13 protein-coding genes and 3 tRNA genes are annotated in these 18,012 nt (G+C 72.5%); 8 read left to right on the top strand and 8 right to left on the bottom strand.

The genetic code is table 11. From position 1 onward, the window contains the following. Positions 1–45: 45 nt before the first annotated feature. On the bottom strand, positions 46–732 hold the full coding sequence (locus OG392_RS12220; RefSeq protein WP_329278514.1) for a SanA/YdcF family protein: 687 nt from the start codon (positions 730–732) through the stop codon (positions 46–48). 39 nt (positions 733–771) lie between these two features. Further along, positions 772–1,494: an aquaporin gene (locus OG392_RS12215; protein WP_329278511.1), complete on the bottom strand. Its 723-nt coding sequence runs from the start codon at positions 1,492–1,494 to the stop codon at positions 772–774. Between the two features lie 181 nt (positions 1,495–1,675). Here OG392_RS12215 and OG392_RS12210 point away from each other — a divergent pair, with 181 nt between their 5' ends. From OG392_RS12210 to OG392_RS12190, 5 genes are all read left to right on the top strand, one after another. Then, positions 1,676–2,632: a sirohydrochlorin chelatase gene (locus tag OG392_RS12210; protein WP_329278510.1), complete on the top strand. Its 957-nt coding sequence runs from the start codon at positions 1,676–1,678 to the stop codon at positions 2,630–2,632. Between the two features lie 35 nt (positions 2,633–2,667). Continuing rightward, entirely contained in the window at positions 2,668–4,050 is a 1,383-nt protein-coding gene (locus tag OG392_RS12205; protein WP_329278508.1) for a deoxyguanosinetriphosphate triphosphohydrolase, read from the top strand. A 143-nt stretch (positions 4,051–4,193) separates the two neighbouring features. Then, complete coding sequence (locus tag OG392_RS12200) at positions 4,194–5,453, top strand: NAD(P)/FAD-dependent oxidoreductase (RefSeq protein WP_329278506.1); 1,260 nt, start codon at positions 4,194–4,196, stop codon at positions 5,451–5,453. 29 nt (positions 5,454–5,482) lie between these two features. Further along, complete coding sequence (gene dnaG / locus OG392_RS12195; RefSeq protein WP_329278504.1) at positions 5,483–7,378, top strand: DNA primase; 1,896 nt, start codon at positions 5,483–5,485, stop codon at positions 7,376–7,378. A 48-nt stretch (positions 7,379–7,426) separates the two neighbouring features. After that, positions 7,427–8,536 carry an RNA polymerase sigma factor gene (locus tag OG392_RS12190; RefSeq protein ID WP_443054759.1) on the top strand — a complete coding sequence of 370 codons (1,110 nt, stop codon included), beginning with the start codon at positions 7,427–7,429 and terminating at the stop codon, positions 8,534–8,536. Here the strand turns inward: OG392_RS12190 and OG392_RS12185 are convergent. The 5 genes from OG392_RS12185 to OG392_RS12165 form a co-directional block, all read right to left on the bottom strand. Beyond that, entirely contained in the window at positions 8,524–9,957 is a 1,434-nt protein-coding gene (locus tag OG392_RS12185) for a TerD family protein (RefSeq protein ID WP_329278501.1), read from the bottom strand. The two genes, OG392_RS12190 and OG392_RS12185, sit on opposite strands and share 13 nt — an antisense overlap. A gap of 33 nt (positions 9,958–9,990) precedes the next feature. After that, a complete protein-coding gene (locus OG392_RS12180; protein WP_329278499.1) occupies positions 9,991–11,922 on the bottom strand; it encodes an ABC transporter ATP-binding protein in 1,932 nt (643 codons plus the stop codon). Beyond that, entirely contained in the window at positions 11,922–13,655 is a 1,734-nt protein-coding gene (locus OG392_RS12175; protein ID WP_329278498.1) for an ABC transporter ATP-binding protein, read from the bottom strand. The genes OG392_RS12180 and OG392_RS12175 overlap by 1 nt, the downstream gene beginning before the upstream one ends. 130 nt (positions 13,656–13,785) lie before the next feature. Beyond that, on the bottom strand, positions 13,786–15,225 hold the full coding sequence (locus OG392_RS12170) for an FGGY family carbohydrate kinase (RefSeq protein WP_329278496.1): 1,440 nt from the start codon (positions 15,223–15,225) through the stop codon (positions 13,786–13,788). Between the two features lie 30 nt (positions 15,226–15,255). Beyond that, positions 15,256–15,567: a YtxH domain-containing protein gene (locus OG392_RS12165; protein WP_329278494.1), complete on the bottom strand. Its 312-nt coding sequence runs from the start codon at positions 15,565–15,567 to the stop codon at positions 15,256–15,258. Positions 15,568–15,759: 192 nt separating this feature from the next. On the opposite strand from OG392_RS12165, the gene OG392_RS12160 reads away from it, so the two are divergent. From OG392_RS12160 to OG392_RS12150, 3 genes are all read left to right on the top strand, one after another. After that, a tRNA-Asn gene (locus OG392_RS12160) sits at positions 15,760–15,832 on the top strand. Between the two features lie 5 nt (positions 15,833–15,837). Then, positions 15,838–15,910, top strand: a tRNA-Asn gene (locus tag OG392_RS12155). Positions 15,911–16,076: 166 nt separating this feature from the next. Beyond that, a tRNA-Ile gene (locus OG392_RS12150) sits at positions 16,077–16,153 on the top strand. Positions 16,154–16,312: 159 nt separating this feature from the next. Here OG392_RS12150 and OG392_RS12145 read toward each other — a convergent pair. Beyond that, on the bottom strand, positions 16,313–17,737 hold the full coding sequence (locus OG392_RS12145) for a DUF2252 domain-containing protein (protein ID WP_329278492.1): 1,425 nt from the start codon (positions 17,735–17,737) through the stop codon (positions 16,313–16,315). Positions 17,738–18,012 lie beyond the last annotated feature (275 nt).

The following is an 18,012-nucleotide window of genomic DNA, read 5'->3' as shown; positions in this document are numbered from 1 at the left end:
GCGGGTTCCCGCGTCGCCACGGCTTCCGGCGGACTCCGGGCGCCGCTACGGCTTCCGGGGTGAGGCCAGCGCCTCGGTGACGCCCTTCTCCGCCGGGCCGAGGAAGTGCGGGTCGGGGCGGACGGCGGCGTCGAGGGAGGCCTTGCCCGCGGCGAGGATCTCCCGGGTGGTGCCGTAGTACCAGGTGCGGTCGTGGGGTTCGGGGACCCCGACGCCGTACGCGTCGACGCCGGCCCGCCCGCACAGGGCGACGGCCCGCTTGATGTGGAAGTCCTGGGTGACGAGCACGGCCCGGTCGACGCCGAAGACCTTCCGGGCCCGGACGCAGGAGTCCCAGGTGTCGAAGCCCGCGTAGTCGCTGACGATCCGGCCGTCCGGCACCCCGCGCTCGGTGAGGTACGCGCGCATGGCGCTGGGCTCGTCGTACGCGGTCCTGCTGTTGTCGCCGGTGACGAGCAGGACCCGGACCTTCCCCGTCCGGTACAGCTCGGCGGCGGCGTCGAGCCGGTGCGCGAGGTACGGGGTGGGGCGCCCCTTCCACAGTCCGGCGCCGAAGACGACGGCGACGTCCCGGGCGGGCACGTCCGCGGTGGTACGGAGCTTTCCGGCGGCGGCGGTGTGCATCCAGGTGACCGGGGTGAGCGCCAGGACGGCGCCCAGCATCACGGCCTGCACGGTGCGGCGACGGGCCCGGGTGGTGCGCGGGATCAACCGGGTGAGCCGTGCCGGCATGCGGGAACCTCCGTGGCGGGTGGACGCGGTGTCGTCCTGTCACCCCGTCCGACGCGCGTCGGCGGGATTCGGTTCGGCCGAGGCGTCACGTGTTCCGTACAACACACCGGCCAGGACCATCCCGAGCAGCATGCCGAGCAGTTGGGCGGCGGCGAAGGCGGGCACCGAGCCGGGGGCGATCCCGGTGAAGGAGTCGGAGAACGCGCGGCCGACGGTGGCGGCCGGGTTGGCGAAGGACCCGGAGGAGGTGAACCAGATCGCCGCGCCGATGTAGCCGGCGACCGCGACCGGGGCGAGCCCGGGGCGGCCGATGTGGCGCAGGCCCCGGACGACGAGGACGAGCCCGGCGGTGGCGACGGCCTCGCCGAGCAGCAGGTGGAGCGCGGTGCGCGGCTCGGTGGCCCAGGCGCCGGGTACCCGCCCGAACATCGCCTCGGCGAGCAGCGCGCCCGTGACGGCCCCGGCGAGCTGGGCGCCGATGTAGGCGAGGACCTCGCGCGAGTCGCCCGTACGGCGCGTGGACCACCACTCGGAGAGGGTGACGACGGGGTTGAAGTGGGCGCCGGAGAGCGGCCCGATGAGGGCGATGAGCAGCCCGAGACCGATGGCGGAGGCGGCGGCGTTGGCGAGCAGCCGGACGCCGATGTCCTGGCTCAGGGTGTCGGCGCGGATTCCGGAGCCGACGATGACGGCGACGAGGGCGCCGGTTCCGATGAACTCGGCGGCGACGCGTCGGGGGAGAGCGGGCGGGGACATTCTCATGGTGGAAAAGATATTCCGTGATTCGGAATCGGGAAAGGGGGCAGGGGAGGGGTGGGGCCTGTGCGGTCCAGGGGCCGGCCGAGGGCGCCTGACACCCGCCGGGGCACACGCGTGAGATCGCGGAAAACAGTCGTGACCCCCGCGCAACGGGCAGGCAACGTGCGCCCCGCAGGATCGGTGCATGACGGAGCCGGACAGCACCTTCGCCCACGCCGCCGGGCTGCTCGGCAGCATCACCGAGCAGCTCGGAATCCAGCTCGGCCACGTGCGTCCGTACGGCCACCGCCCGTGGAAGGAAGAGCAGGAGGTACACCCGCCCATGAACACCCCATGCCGTGCCACGCCCGCCCTCGCGGGGACCGCCCCGCTCCGCCCCGCCCTCGCCGGAACGGCCCCGGCCGTCCCCACCCTCGTCGCCGTCGGCCACGGCAGCCGCGACCCCCGCGCCCGCGCCACCCTCGCCCGCCTCCTGGAACGGGTCAGGGAACTGCGCCCCGGCCTCGACGTACGGCTCGCGCACATCGAGCTGAACACCCCGCTCCTCGACACCACCCTCGCGGAACTCGCCGCCGAAGGCCGCGACGCCGTCCTCGTCCCCCTGCTCCTCGCCCCCGGATACCACGTCACCCACGACCTGCCCGCCGCCCTCGCCGCCGTGCCCGGACTCCGCGCCCGCGTGGCCGAGCCGCTCGGCGCGCACCCGCTGCTCGTCGAGGCCCTCGCCGACCGGCTCGCGCACGCCGGCTGGACCCCCGAGGACGGCGCCTCACAGGCCGCCGGGGTCGTCCTCGCCTCCGCCGGATCCCGGGACCCCCGATCCGGCGCCGAGCTCCGCCGGATCGCCGCCCTGCTCGGCGAGCGACTCGGCGGCGTCCCCGTTCTCCCCGCGTACGCCTCCGCCGCCGCGCCCACCGTGCCCGAGGCCGTCCGCGCCCTCGCCGCCCGGGGCCGCCACCGGGTGGCCGTCGCCTCCTGCTTCACCGCACCCGGCCTCTTCGCCACCCGCGCCGCCGCCCACGCCCCCTGGATCGCCTCCGCCCCCCTCGGTGCCCACCCGGCCCTCGCCCGCCTGGTCCTGCACCGCTACGACGGATCCCCGCGCGCCACCACCCGGGAGCGGGAACTCGCCGCCGTCTGAGCGCTTCTGTCGGTCCCTCCGGTTACCTTCGATGCATGGAAGGCATCGCAAACGGCACAGACGGCACAGTCGGCACAGACGGCACGCACACCGACGGCACCCCGGACGTCACCGGCACCGCCGGCCTCGCCGGCGTCACCGACACCCCCGGCTACGACACCGACGCGACCGACCGCTGGGCCGCCGAGCCCGACAAACGCCCCGGGCGCACCGCCTTCCAGCGCGACCGCGCCCGCGTGCTGCACTCCGCCGCGCTCCGCAGGCTCGCCGGCAAGACCCAGGTCGTCACCCCCGGTACCCGGGGCCACGCCTGGGACGCCAGCCCCCGCACCCGGCTCACCCACTCCCTGGAATGCGCCCAGGTCGGCCGGGAGCTCGGCGCCGCCCTCGGCTGCGACCCCGACCTCGTCGAGGCCGCCTGCCTCTCCCACGACATGGGCCACCCGCCCTTCGGGCACAACGGCGAGCAGGCGCTCAACGACGTCGCCAAGGACTGCGGCGGCTTCGAGGGGAACGCCCAGTCGCTCCGCCTCCTCACCCGGATCGAGCCCAAGCGCTTCGTGAAGGACGCCGACGGGGAACCCGTCAGCGTCGGCCTCAACCTCACCCGCGCCGCCCTCGACGCCGCCACCAAGTACCCGTGGCCGCGCGGCGGCCACCCCGACGACCCCGGCTCGGCCAAGTTCGGCGTGTACGAGGACGACCTGCCGGTCTTCGCCTGGATCCGGCAGGGCGCCCCCGGCCACCGCAAGTGCTTCGAGGCCCAGGTCATGGACTGGTCCGACGACGTGGCCTACTCGGTCCACGACTTCGAGGACGGCCTGCACGCCGGACACATCGACCCGAACCTCCTCCTCGCCGATCCCGAGCGCGCCGACATCGCCGCCGTCGCCATCGGCCGCTACGTCCCCGAGGACACCGACCCGCAGGAGCTCGCCGAGGCCCTCGATCGGCTCGTCGACCAGGACTGGTGGCCGCACGGCTACGACGGCTCGGCCGTCGCCCAGGCCCGGCTCAAGGACGCCACCAGCCAGCTCATCGGCCGGTTCGCCCTCGCCGCCGAGGGCGCCACCCGCAGCGCGTACGGCTCCGGCCGCCTCACCCGCTACGGCGCCGAACTGGTCGTCCCCCGGGAGACCCGTCACGAGTGCGCGGTCCTCAAGGCCGTCGCCGACCGCTACGTCATGCAGCGCCCCCAGCAGGAGGCCCTCCGCGCCGACCAGCGCATCGTCGTCGCCGAGCTCGCCGAGGCACTCGTCGCCCGCGCCCCCGACGGACTCGAACCGCAGTTCCGGTCGCTGTTCGACCAGGCACGCGACGACCGCGCCCGCAAGCGCGTCATCGTCGACCAGATCGCCTCCCTCACCGACGCCTCCGCCCGCGCCCTCCACACCCGTCTCCGTCCGCACCACGGCTGAGCCCCCGCCGGGCCCCCTCGGGGTCGGCCCTCTTCCGTCACCACCGTCCGTGCGGGACGCTCGCATGCACGGCCCGAGGCGGTACGGCCCGACGAACGCCCGGGGGCGTAGGTTGGAAGCGGTCGCAAAGAGGAGGAAACGACGTGGTCGACGCAGATCAGACCTTTGTCATCGTCGGCGGGGGCCTGGCAGGGGCCAAAGCGGCGGAGACCCTGCGTGCCGAGGGGTTCAACGGCCGGGTGATCCTCATCGGCGACGAACGCGACCACCCCTACGAGCGCCCACCCCTGTCCAAGGGGTACCTGACCGGCTCGAAGGAACGCGACAGCGTCTTCGTCCACGAGGCCGCCTGGTACGCGGGCCACGACATCGAGCTGCACCTCGGGCAGTCCGTCACCGCCGTCGACCGCGACGCCCGCACCGTCCGCCTCGGCGACGGCACCGTGATCCGCTACGACAAGCTGCTCCTCGCCACCGGCGCCGAGCCCCGCCGTCTCGACGTCCCCGGCACCGAACTCGCCGGCGTCCACCATCTGCGCCGGCTCGCCCACGCCGACCGTCTCCGCCAGGTCCTCGCCTCCCTCGGCCGCGACAACGGCCACCTGGTGATCGCCGGCGCCGGCTGGATCGGCCTCGAGGTCGCCGCCGCCGCCCGCGGCTACGGCGCCGAGGTCACCGTCGTCGAGTCCGACCCCACCCCGCTGCACCGGGTCCTCGGCCCCGAACTCGGCCAGCTCTTCGCCGACCTGCACGCCGACCACGGAGTCCGCTTCCACTTCGGCGCCCGGCTCACCGAGATCGTCGGCCAGGACGGCATGGTCCTCGCCGTCCGCACCGACGACGACGAGGAGCACCCGGCGCACGCCGTGCTCGCCGCGATCGGCGCCGCACCCCGCACCGTCCTCGCCGAGAACTCCGGGCTCGCCCTCGTCGACCGCGCCGACGGCGGCGGCATCGCCGTCGACGAGTCGCTGCGCACCTCCGACCCCGACATCTACGCCGCGGGCGACGTCGCCGCCGCCCACCACCCGCTGCTCCACACCCGGCTCCGCGTCGAGCACTGGGCCAACGCCCTCAACGGCGGCCCGGCCGCCGCCCGCGCCATGCTCGGGCAGCGCGTCTCCTACGACCGCGTCCCCTACTTCTTCTCCGACCAGTACGACCTGGGCATGGAGTACTCCGGCTGGGCGCCCCCCGGCTCGTACGACCAGGTCGTGGTCCGCGGCGACACCGGCAAGCGCGAGTTCATCGCCTTCTGGCTCAAGGAGGGCCGGGTCCTCGCCGGGATGAACGTGAATGTGTGGGACGTCACAGACCCCGTCCAGCAGCTCATCCGCGCCCGTACGGCCGTGGACCCCGACGCCCTCGCCGACGCCTCCGTGCCCCTGGAGAGCCTGATCTGATCACCTCCGCCCACACGTAGACTTCATGCGTGGCAGGCAGGATCAACGATGACGACGTGAAGGCGGTCCGGGACGCGGTCCCGATCGACGCCGTCGTGTCCGAGTACCTCCAGCTCCGCAACGCGGGCGGCGGAAACCTCAAGGGTCTCTGCCCCTTCCACGACGAGAAGTCGCCCTCCTTCCAGGTCAGCCCCAGCAAGGGACTCTTCCACTGCTTCGGCTGCCAGGAGGGCGGCGACACCATCGCCTTCGTGATGAAGATCGACCACCTCTCCTTCTCGGAGACGGTCGAGCGCCTCGCCGCCAAGGCGGGCATCACCCTGCGGTACGAGGAGGGCGGCTACAACCCCGGCCACCAGCGCGGGGAACGCATCCGCCTGGTCGAGGCGCACAAGGCCGCCGCCCAGTTCTACATCGAGCAACTCGATTCGCCCGAGGCCGAGATCGGCCGGAAGTTCCTCGCCGAGCGCGGCTTCGACCAGGCCGCGGCCGCCCACTTCGGCGTCGGATACTCCCCGGCCGGATGGGACCACCTCACCCGCTACCTGCGCGGCAAGGGCTTCTCCGACAAGGAGCTCACCCTCTCCGGCCTGTCCCAGGAAGGCCGCCGCGGCCCCATCGACCGCTTCCGCGGCCGCCTCATGTGGCCGATCAAGGACGTCGGCGGCGAGATCGTCGGCTTCGGCGCCCGCAAGCTCCGTGACGACGACAACGGGCCCAAGTACCTCAACACGCCCGAGACCCCGATCTACAAGAAGTCCCAGGTGCTCTACGGCATCGACCTGGCCAAGAAGGACATCGCCAAGGTCAGCCGCGCCGTCGTCGTCGAGGGCTACACCGACGTCATGGCCTGCCACCTCGCCGGGGTCACCACCGCCATCGCCACCTGCGGCACCGCCTTCGGCGGCGACCACATCAAGATCCTCCGCCGGCTCCTCATGGACAACGGCTCGGCCCGCGTCATCTTCACCTTCGACGGCGACGCCGCCGGCCAGAAGGCCGCCCTGCGCGCCTTCGAGGACGACCAGAAGTTCGCCGCCGAGACCTACATCGCCATCGCACCCGACGGCATGGACCCCTGCGACCTGCGGCTCGCCAAGGGCGACGAGGCCGTCGCCGACCTCGTCCAGCCCCGCACCCCGCTCTTCGAGTTCGCCCTCCGCCAGATCGTGAAGCGGTACGACCTGGAGACCCCGGCCGGCCGCGCCGCCGCCCTCGACGAGGCCGCGCCCGTCGTCGCCCGGATCAAGAACATCGGCGCGCAGCACGAGGTCGCCGTCCAGCTCGCCGGCATGCTCGGCATCCTCGACACCCAGTTCGTCGTCAAGCGGGTCGCCCAGCTCGCCCGCTGGGCCCGCGACCGCGGCGGCAAGGGCCCCGCACAGCAGCAGACCCCGCAGCGCGGCTACGACACCGCCGCACCGGCCGCGGCCGTCGCCTCCGGGCCCGCGCTCAACCTGCGCAGCCCCGCCCACCGCACCGAGCGCGAACTCCTCAAGCTCGCCCTCCAGCGCCCCGAACTCGTCTCCCCGGCCTTCGACGCCTACGGGACCGACGAGTTCACCGCCCCGCCCTACGCGGCCGTCCGCCAGTGCGTCCAGGACGCCGGAGGCGCCACCGGAGCCCCCTCCGACTACCTCGACACCGTCCGCGAGGCCGCGCCCAACGACACCGTGCGCGCCCTCGTCACCGAACTCGCCGTCGAGACGATCTTCGCCAAGACCGTCGACGAGGCCTACGCCGGAGACCAGCTCGTCACCGTCCGGCTCCGTGCCGTCGACCGCCGCATCCGCGACGTCCAGGGCACCCTGGCCCGCCTCGGCGCCCAGGGCGACCCCGAACAGGTCGCCGCCGTCCAGAACGAGCTCTGGGTCCTCACCCAGTACGGCCAGTCCCTGCGGAACAACGGCGCCGCCGCCCTCTGACGCACGGTCAGTCACGCCCCGGTCTCAAAAAGTCACCGCACGCCCCTCGTGGGCTCACTGTGTCGTACCCCACACTGGGTAACGGTGTCGTCCCGCTGCCCTACGCCCCCGGACCGGCAGCGATCACCCCCCTGGAGGTCGCCCGCCGTGCAGACCCGGATCGTGTCCCAGGAACCGCCCGCCGCCGCACCGGACGAGCAGCCGGAGACACCACCCCAGCGCCGCCGCCCCGACCCGGGCGGCAACGGGCCCTCCTCCGACCTCTTCCGCCAGTACCTCCGCGAGATCGGCCGCATCCCGCTGCTCACCGCCGAGGACGAGGTCGACCTCGCCCGCCGCGTCGAGGCGGGACTGTTCGCCGAGGAGAAACTCGCCAACACCCCCGACCTGGACTCCCGGTTGGCGAGCGACCTGGACCAGCTCGTCGTCCTCGGCAGGATCGCCAAACGCAAGCTCATCGAGGCCAACCTCCGCCTCGTCGTCTCCGTCGCCAAACGGTACGTGGGCCGCGGCCTGACCATGCTGGACCTCGTCCAGGAGGGCAACCTCGGCCTCATCAGGGCCGTCGAGAAGTTCGACTACGCGCGCGGCTACAAGTTCTCCACGTACGCCACCTGGTGGATCCGCCAGGCGATGTCCCGGGCCCTCGCCGACCAGGCCCGGACCATCCGCGTCCCCGTGCACGTCGTCGAACTCATCAACCGCGTCATCCGCGTCCAGCGCCGCATGCTCCAGGAACGCGGCTACGAACCCACCGCCGAGGAGGTCGCCGCCCAGCTGGACGTGGCCCCCGAGCGGGTCGGCGAGGTGCTCCGCCTCGCCCAGGAACCCGTCTCCCTGCACGCCCCCGTCGGCGAGGAGGACGACGTCGCCCTCGGCGACCTCATCGAGGACGGCGACGCCGCCTCACCCGTCGAGTCCGCCGCCTTCCTGCTGCTCCGCCGCCACCTGGAGGACGTGCTCTCCACCCTCGGCGAGCGCGAACGGAAGGTCGTCCAGCTCCGCTACGGCCTCGACGACGGCAGGCCCCGCACCCTGGAGGAGATCGGCCGGATCTTCGGCGTGACCCGCGAACGCATCCGCCAGATCGAGTCCAAGACCCTCAACAAACTGAGGGACCACGCGTACGCGGACCAGCTGCGGGGCTATCTCGACTGAGCGGGCGCCCAGCCCGCCGTCTCGCGGAGGGTGAGGGTCCAGGGACCGTCCGCCCGCAGGAGCAGCAGCAGAGGGCCCGGGGGGACCGGGACGGTGTGCCGGCCCCTGCCGTCGGCCGAGTTCAGGAGCAGGGTGTGCGGCCCGGTCAGGTCGGCCCGGCCGGCGACCTCGTGGCCGTTGATCCCGACGTAGCCGCCGCCGTTCGCCGTCGGGTCGCCCTCGAACTCCACCTGGAGGTCGGCCGGTCCGCCCGTGTGCAGCAGGGCCTCGTCGCAGTACCCCCGCAGCGTTCCCGCCAGCCGGCGGGCCGCGGCGACCGGCTTCACGCGCAGGACCCAGTCGCCGTCCGCCTGGAGGCGCATGCGCAGAGGGCGGCCCTCGGGGGACGGGACCACCCGGCTGCCCCGGAAGTCGGGCAGGGTCGAGTTGAAGAGGTAGCGCAGGCTCTTGTTCTGCTCGTCGAGCGGATTGAGGCCGACGTAGCCGCCGCCCCGGTGCGCGAGCTCGACGAGGACGAGGCCCGGGGGGACCCGGGACGGCGTGCTGACGACGTCGTTCGCGCGCCCCTCGACGGTGAACGGCTCGAAGACCGGACCGAAGTCCCAGCCGTCGAGCAGCCGGTACTCCCGCTCGACCGGCGGGAAGACCGAGGTGTCGGGGCCGCCGGTCGGCCCCGGGGCCGCGCCGGACGTCCTCGCGGGCTCCGCCGCACCCGAAGCTCCTGGCGCACCCGGCCCGGCCGTTCCGTGCGGCGCTCCCCGGTGCCATCCCGCGGTCGGCGGTGCGTGCACCGGCACCTTCGCGACACCCGTCAGCGCGACGGGACCGGCGACCGGAGCCGCCGTCGGGGCAGCGGCGGCGGCCTCCGCGACCGGCTTCTGCCACGAGCCGGGGGCGGGCCGGCCGGTGACCTCCGCGACCGGCTTCTCCCACGGACCGGGGGCGGGCCCGTCGGTGACCTCCGCGACCGGCGGCTCCTCCGCGACGTCGACGCCGTACTCCGTGACCAGGCCGGCGAGCCCGGAGACGTACCCCTTCCCGAGCCCACCGAACTTCCAGCCGCCCGACTCGCGGAAGAACTCGCCGAACACGACGGCGCTCGCGTCGTCCGCGCCCGTCACCATCAACGTGGCGACCACCGCCCGGTCCGGGGCCAGCGCCGCCAGCGAGCCGCCGCCCGCCGAACCGGCGACCACGATCCGCTCGACCTCCGCCTCCACCTCGGGCAGCACGAGGACCAGCGACCCGTTCTCGTGGCGGGCCGCGCCGGAAGGGTGGACCGGCTGCCCGTCGAAGACCATGTCCGCGTCTCCGCGGACGCGGCCGTCCGCGCCGAGCAGCAGCGCCGCCACCCGCACGCGTCCGGCGCCGACCCGCAGCGCGACCGACGGCACCCAGGAACCCTTGGAGTCGTGACCCATGCCGCACATCATGCGGCACGGGTCACCTCCCCGTCAGTCGACCTCGGCCACCGCCTGCGCGAACTGCGCCGCGTACAGCCGGGCGTAGGCCCCGCCCGACGACAACAGCTGTTCGTGCGTGCCCTGTTCGACGATGGAACCGTTCTCCATCACCAGGATCACGTCCGCGTCCCGGATCGTGGAGAGCCGGTGCGCGATCACGAACGACGTGCGTCCGTGGGCCAGTCGGGCCATCGCCTTCTGGATGAGGACCTCGGTCCGGGTGTCGACCGAGCTGGTGGCCTCGTCGAGGACGAGGATCACCGGGTCGGACAGGAACGCCCGCGCGATGGTGATCAGCTGCTTCTCGCCCGCGCTGACCCCCGCCCCGTCGTCGTCGATGACCGTGTCGTACCCCTCGGGCAGGGTGCGGACGAAGCGGTCGGCGTGCGCGGCCCGCGCCGCCTCCTCGATCTCCGCCCGGGTCACCGCGCGCGTGGCGCCGTACGCGATGTTGTCCGCGATGGTGCCGCCGAACAGCCAGGTGTCCTGGAGGACCATGCCGATCCCGGCCCGCAGCCGCTCCCGGGGCATCTTGGCGATGTCGGCCCCGTCGAGGGTGATCCGGCCGCCCGTCACCTCGTAGAACCGCATGAGCAGGTTCACCAGGGTCGTCTTGCCCGCGCCGGTCGGGCCGACGATCGCGACCGTCTGGCCCGGCTCCACCGTGAGCGACAGGTTCTCGATGAGCGGCTTGTCGGCCTCGTAGCGGAAGGAGACCCCCTCCAGGGCCACCTTGCCCTTGAGGTCCGCGGGCGTCTCGCTCTCGCTCCTCGGCGCGTCCGGCTCCTGCTCCTCCGCGTCGAGCAGCTCGAAGATCCGCTCGGCCGAGGCCACGCCCGACTGCACCAGGTTCGCCATCGACGCGACCTGCGTCAGCGGCATCGAGAACTGGCGCGAGTACTGGATGAAGGCCTGCACGTCGCCGATGGAGAGCGTGCCGCTCGCCACCCGCAGACCGCCGACCACGGCCACCAGGACGTAGTTGATGTTCGAGATGAAGAACATCACCGGCTGCATCACACCGCTGTTGAACTGCGCCTTGAACCCGGCCTCGTACAGCGCCTCGTTCTGCTCGCGGAAGTCCTCCGCGGACTCCGCCTGCCGGCCGAAGACCTTCACCAGGGTGTGCCCGCTGTACATCTCCTCCACGTGCGCGTTGAGCGTGCCCGTGGACTTCCACTGCTGAACGAAGTGCGGCTGCGAGCGCTTGCCGATCTTCGCCGCGACGAAGACCGAGACCGGCACCGTGACCAGCGCCACGAGCGCCAGCAGCGGCGAGATCCAGAACATCATCGCGAGCACGCCGACGATCGTGAGCAGCGAGTTGATCAGCTGGCCCATCGACTGCTGGAGGGTCTGCGAGATGTTGTCGATGTCGTTGGTCGCCCGCGACAGCACCTCGCCGCGCTTGGCCTTGTCGAAGTACGACAGGGGAAGCCGCGCCAGCTTCGTCTGGACGTCCTCCCGCATCCGGTAGACCGTCCGGTTGATCACCTTGATCGACATCCGGGTGGAGACCAGCATCAGCAGGCCCGCCGCCACGTACACACCGAGGACGACGAGGAGCACCTCGCCGACGGCGGAGAAGTCGATCCCCTGCCCCGGCGTGAAGTCGACACCGCTCAGCATGTCCGCCATGCCGGAGTCGCCCGAGGCGCGCAGCCTCTCGATCGCCTCCGCCTTCGTGCCGCCCTCGATCTGCCGCCCGACGACACCCGCGAAGACGAGGTCGGTCGCCTTGCCGAGGATCTTCGGGCCGACCACCGAGGCCGCCACCGACAGCACACCGGCGATCAGCATCACCCAGAGCGTGCCGCGCTCGGGCGCCAGCTGCTTGAGCAGCCGCTTGCCCGAGCCCTTGAAGTCCATCGACCGCTGGTCGGGGCCGCCACCGGCCATCATGCGTCCGCCAGGACCGGCCATCAGGCTGCCTCCGCCTCGGTGAGCTGGGAGAGCACGATCTCCCGGTACGTCTCGTTGTCCGCCATCAGCTCCTGGTGCCGTCCGGTGCCGACGACCCGGCCCTCGTCGAGGACGACGATCCGGTCGGCGTCCCGGATGGTGGAGACCCGCTGGGCGACGATCACGACGGTCGAGTCGGCCGTCTCCCGGGCGAGCGCGGCCCGCAGCAGGGCGTCCGTCTCGTAGTCGAGCGCGGAGAACGAGTCGTCGAAGAGATAGATCTCCGGCCGCTGCACCAGCGTCCGCGCGATGGCGAGCCGCTGCCGCTGCCCGCCGGAGACGTTGGTGCCGCCCTGTGCGATGGGCGCGTTCAGACCGGCTTCGAGGTTCCGTACGAAGTCGGCGGCCTGGGCGACCTCCAGCGCGTGCCAGAGCTCCTCGTCGCTCGCGTCGGGCTTGCCGTAGCGGAGGTTGGTGGCGACGGTCCCGGAGAAGAGGTAGGGCTTCTGGGGGACGAGTCCCACGGTCCTCGCCATGAGATCGGGGTGTAGCTTCCGGACGTCGACGCCGTCGACGAGGACCTCGCCGCCGGTGGCGTCGAAGAGCCGCGGCACGAGTCCGAGCAGGGTCGACTTGCCGCTGCCGGTGGAGCCGATGATCGCGGTCGTCTCACCGGGCCGGGCTTCGAGCCCGACCTCCTTGAGGACGGACTCCTCCGCGCCCGGGTAGCGGAAGTCGGCGCCCTTGACCTCCAGATGCCCCCGCCGGTCCAGCTCGGTCACCGGCTTCACCGGCGGGACCACGCTGGACTCGGTCGCGAGGACCTCCTCGATGCGCTCGGCGCAGACCTCGGCCCGGGGCACCATCATGAACATGAAGGTGGCCATCATGACCGCCATCACGATCTGCATCAGATAGGCGAGGAACGCGGTCAGCGCACCGATCTGCATGCCGCCGCTGTCGATGCGGTGCGCGCCGAACCAGACGACCGCCACGCTGGAGATGTTCACGACGGTCATGACCACCGGGAACATCAGGGCCATCAGCCGGCCGGTCGCCATCGAGACATCGGTCAGCTCCGCGTTGGCGCCGCGGAACCGCTCCTCCTCGTAGTCGTCCTTCACGAACGCCCGGATCACACGGTTGCCGGTGATCTGCTCGCGCAGCACCCGGTTCACCGTGTCGAGACGCTCCTGCATCGTCCGGAAGAGCGGCCGCATCCTCCGCACGATCAGGGAGACCGAGACCGCGAGGACCGGCACCACGGCGAGCAGCACGCCCGAGAGCGGCACGTCCTGGCCGAGGGCCATCACGATGCCGCCGACGCACATGATGGGCGCGGAGACCATCAGCGTGAACGCCATCAGGACCAGCATCTGGATCTGCTGCACGTCGTTGGTCGTACGGGTGATCAGCGAGGGCGCGCCGAAGTGCCCCAGCTCCCGCGCGGAGAACGACTGCACCCGGTCGAAGACCGCGGCACGCACGTCCCGGCCCAGCGCGGACGCGGTGCGGGCGCCGTAGAACACGGCCCCGATGTTGCAGACGACCTGGACGACGGAGACGCCGACCATCAGGGCGCCGAAGCGCAGGATGTATCCGGTGTCCCCGTCGACGACACCGTTGTCGATGATGTCCGCGTTCAGGGTCGGCAGGTAGAGGCTCGCGCAGGTCTGCAGGAACTGCAGCAGCACGAGCAGTGCGATGGGTTTTCGATAGGGCCCGAGGTGGGTTCGGAGAAGTCTTATGAGCACGGCTCCACTATCGCCCGCACGCCCGGGACGTTACGACTCGGTTCCGGGGTGCGGGACGAGGCCTGGCAAAGACTTTACGAACGAACGCCCGAGGTACGGGACCGGGCCCGGGGCCGGTCCCGTCGCGGGGTCACGAGCCGAACGCGCCCGGGTGCAGCTGGTCACGGGTCGCCACGTACTGCTGCCGCACCGCCCGGCCCGCGGACAGGTCCTCGCCCGGCTCCAGGATCTGCGCGGCCGCGCCCTGCCAGGCCGGGGGAGTGGACGGCGACAGCGTGCCCCGCGCCACCCCGAGCGCCCAGGCGGCCTGCCGGGCCGCCCCGAGTGCCGCGTAGTCGGCCGGCTGGGGGACGACGACCTGCGCGCCGAACAGCGCGGGCGCGAGCGCCTGCACCGCCGGAAGCGCGGCCGCGGCGCCCAGCAGGAACACCCGGCGGACCTCGACCCCGCGCCCGCGCAGCACGTCCATGGCGTCGGTGAGCGCGCAGAGCATGCCCTCGAACGCGGCGCGCGCCAGGTGCTCGGGCTTCATCGACTCGCGCCGCAGCCCGCTCAGCGTGCCCGCCGTGTGCGGCAGGTTCGGGGTCCGCTCGCCCTCCAGATAGGGCAGCAGGACGAGCCCGGAGGCGCCCGGCGTCGACTTCAGGGCCAGCGCGGACAGCTCTTCGAGGGAGTCGAGGCCCAGCATTTCGGCGGTGCCGCGCAGCGCCCGTACCGCGTTGGAGGTGTGGACGACGGGCAGGTGCATGCCGGTGGCGTCGGCGAAGGAGGTGATCATGCCGCTGGGGTCGGCGAGGGCCTCGTGGTGGACGGCCATCACGGAGCCGGAGGCGCCGAGCGAGACCACCGCGTCGCCGGGGCCGAGTCCCAGGCCCAGCGCGGCGGCCATCGTCTCGCCCGTGCCGGCGGAGATGAGCAGCCCTTCGGGGGTGGTGCCGGCCGCGTCGGCAGGGCCGAGCACCTCGGGCAGCACGGCTTGGTGGCCGAGGGCCAGCTCGACGAGGTCGGGGCGGTACGTGCCGGTGCGGGCCGACCAGTAGCCGGTGCCGGAGGCGGCGCCGCGGTCGGTGGTGCGCCGGGCGGGGCGGCCGAGGAGCTGCCAGACCAGCCAGTCGTGCGGCTGGAGGACCATCGCGACCCGCCGGGCGTGGTCAGGCTCGGTACGGGCCAGCCAGCGCAGCTTGGCCACCGGCTGCCCGGCGCCGGGTACGGAGCCGACGGCCTCGGCCCAGGCCTGACGGCCGCCGAGCGACTCGACGAGGTCGGCGGCGGCGATCTGGGCCCGCTTGTCGTTGCGGACGAGCGCGGGCCGCACCAGGCCGCCCTGGGCGTCGAGCGGTACGAGTCCGTGCTGCTGCGCGGACACGCCGATGGCCTGCACGCCCTCGAGGAGCCCGCCGGTGGCGGCCTCCCCGAGCGAGAGCAGCCAGGTCTGCGGGTCGACGTCGACGGCCTTGGGTTCGCCCGGGTGAGGGGCGTATCCCTGCCGCAGTACGGCACCCGTGTCCGTGTCACAGACGACGATGCGTGTGAACTCCGCTGAGCTGTCGAGTCCGGCGACTATCCCCATGACACTTGATTCTGCCGCATGCGGGGCGATTCAGGTGTTGCTGGTTCCCCAGTCGTCTTCCTCGACCTTTCCGTTGGCTCCGCCGCGCCCTGCCAGCGCGTGGAACCGGTCGGTCACCGAGGACGGCAGCCGGTCGCCCACCTTGTCGCCCACGACGTGCGCGGCCTTGCCCGCGACCTGCCGCCCGGTCTGGGCGGCGGACTCGGCGGCGTTGCGCACGGCCGGGTTCCGCGTGAACTCCTTCGCGGACTTCTTCATCTGCTCGTAGCGCTCGCGTCCGGCCCGCGTGCCGACCACGTAACCGAGGGCGAGTCCTACGACGAACGTCAGCTTGTATCGCATGGCCACCACCTTCCCTGGAGAGGTTCTCTGATGCGTCCGCGACGCATCCCCGACGCATCGTCGGTGCCCAGGTGGTGCCCACGGCGATACCGATTGGCGGAGCACCCCCCTGCTTGCGCTAATGTATGTGTCGCAGCGAGCAACCGCCCGCCCGGAGCATCCGGAGTGGGTACGTTCGGTGCAACGCAGCAATCCCCTGTAGCTCAATTGGCAGAGCAGCCGGCTGTTAACCGGCAGGTTACTGGTTCGAGTCCAGTCGGGGGAGCGCGATCCCCTGTAGCTCAATTGGCAGAGCATTCGGCTGTTAACCGGAGGGTTACTGGTTCGAGTCCAGTCGGGGGAGCGGAACGGAAAAGGACCCTTCGGGGTCCTTTTTCGCGTCCGGGGGAACCATGCGCGGCGCGGTGCGGTCTTCATGGTCGAGCAGGGCCGATCTTCCGGAGCAGGAGATCGTATGAGCGGCTATGCTACGGCAGACGGCGCGCACACATGTACGCGCCTCACCGTACGGGGCGGTAGCTCAGCCGGTTAGAGCAGCGGACTCATAATCCGTCGGCCGTGGGTTCGAGTCCCACCCGCCCCACCACCGCCCGTGGCCGCAGGAAGGATTTTCCTGCCGGTCGCGGGCTTCTTCTTGTCCCACGGTGCGCCCCCGGCGCTCCGGCGTGCCGTAGCGACACGCCGGGATCACCCGGATGCCCCGCGGGCCGGGGTCCCCGGGGAGCGGGATGGCCCGTCCACCCGGTCAGGTCCCTTCCTCGGCGGGCAGCCGGCCCGCGCGTACGGCGTCGACCAAGGCCTGGTGGTCGCGCTCGTTCTGGTCGGCGTAGCGCTCCGCGAAGATCGCCAGCGCGCGGTCGAACGAGGAGCTCCGGCCCAGGTACGCGGCGATCGCGATCCGGTCGCCGGACCGGGCGTGCGCGCGCGCCAGCGTCAGCCCGCACAGGTCGCCGAAGGCCCTCATGTCCTTCGGGCGCATCCGCTCCGGGACGACGATGCCCTTCCAGTCGCGAAGCTGGCGTACGTAGAAGTCACGCTTCCTGCCGTCGATCCCGTCCACGCGCTGCCAGCCGAGGAAGATGTCGCTGGTGGCCTGCATCAGGCGTTGGCCGGAGACGACGCGCTCGCCCTGGTTGCGGTAGGCGCTCGCGCCGACGAACGGGGCGAGCACGGAGGTGTCCGCCTCCTTGGCCTGGAGGAAGAGCGGGTCCCGGTCGTCCCGGCCGAGGAGCAGGAAGATCCAGCAGCGGGTTCCGACACTGCCGACTCCGACCACCTTGCGGGCGATGTCCGTCAGCCGGTAGTCCGCCAGGAGCGCGCGCCGGTCGGACGACAGGGTGGTGCCGTACTCCCCGATCAGGTGGTGGAACCGGTTCTCGAGGGCGGCGCGCTGGAGGTCCGGCAGCAGGTCGTCCATCGGAACGAGCAGCGGGGGGTCCGCCGCGATCACGGGGTGCCCGTCCACGATCTCGGTGAGCCGGTCGAAGGCCTGGAGGCTGTCCCGGGTACGGGCCTTCGCCATGGCGCGGGCCAGGTTCCTCCGCCCGTGCCGGTGGAGCAGGGTCGACCCCAGGGCTTCGAGGCGGGCCGCGTCGATCTTCGAGTACCAGACGTCGAGGGTGCGCATGCCCGCGAAGCGGATCATCGCCTCGCGGTAGGAACGGACGGTGTCCTCGACGATGCGGGCGCGCTCGGCGTCGTCGAAGTCGTTCGCCCGGGCGGCGATGACGAGACTCGTCGCCAGCCGTTTGACGTCCCACTCCCACGGGCCCGGGAGCGTCTCGTCGAAGTCGTTGATGTCGAACATCAACTGCCGTTCCGGCGAGGCGAGAAGCCGGAAGTTCAGCATGTGCGCGTCCCCGCACAGCTGGGCCGTCAGCCCGGAGCGGGGCGTTCCGGACAGGTCGGACGCCATGATCGCGGCGGCGCCGCGGTAGAAGCGGAACGGGGACTCCGTCATCCGGCCGTAGCGGATCGGGACGAGCTCGGGGACCCGCGTCGCCGACTGCGCCTCCAGGATCGTCAGCGGGTCGGGCCGGTCGGCGGGCGGCCGGTAGACGGCGTGCCCCGACCGCGGTGAGCCGCGCCGGGCCTTCCTGCCGAGCGCCGCACGCTCCTCCGGTGTGGCGTGGGGCGCCGAGCGCAGCGCCGTGATGGCTTTCGGGGGCATGGGAACCCCTTCCTGCTCGGTCCTTCCGGACATGCCGGGACCGCCTGGTGCGGCCCGTGGGGCCGGTTAGCGGTGTGCGACCGCCTGCCGGGCGAGCCCCGGTCCGTCGGCCCGCTCGGGCCTCCCGCCCGCCGGGCCCGGGCACTTATCCGATTATCACGGCCGCCGGGCCGGGACGCTCGGCGACGGGCCGCCGCCCCGCTTCCGCCCCCGTCACCGAAGCCCGGGGGCCCGTACGCGCGGGGTGCGGGCGTACGGGCCCTCGGGATGTTCCG

The sequence above is a fragment of the Streptomyces sp. NBC_00691 genome (assembly GCF_036226665.1).
Lineage (GTDB): Bacteria > Actinomycetota > Actinomycetes > Streptomycetales > Streptomycetaceae > Streptomyces.
Note: the sequence above shows the minus strand (reverse complement) of the source record. Positions and strands in the feature narration are given on the sequence as shown.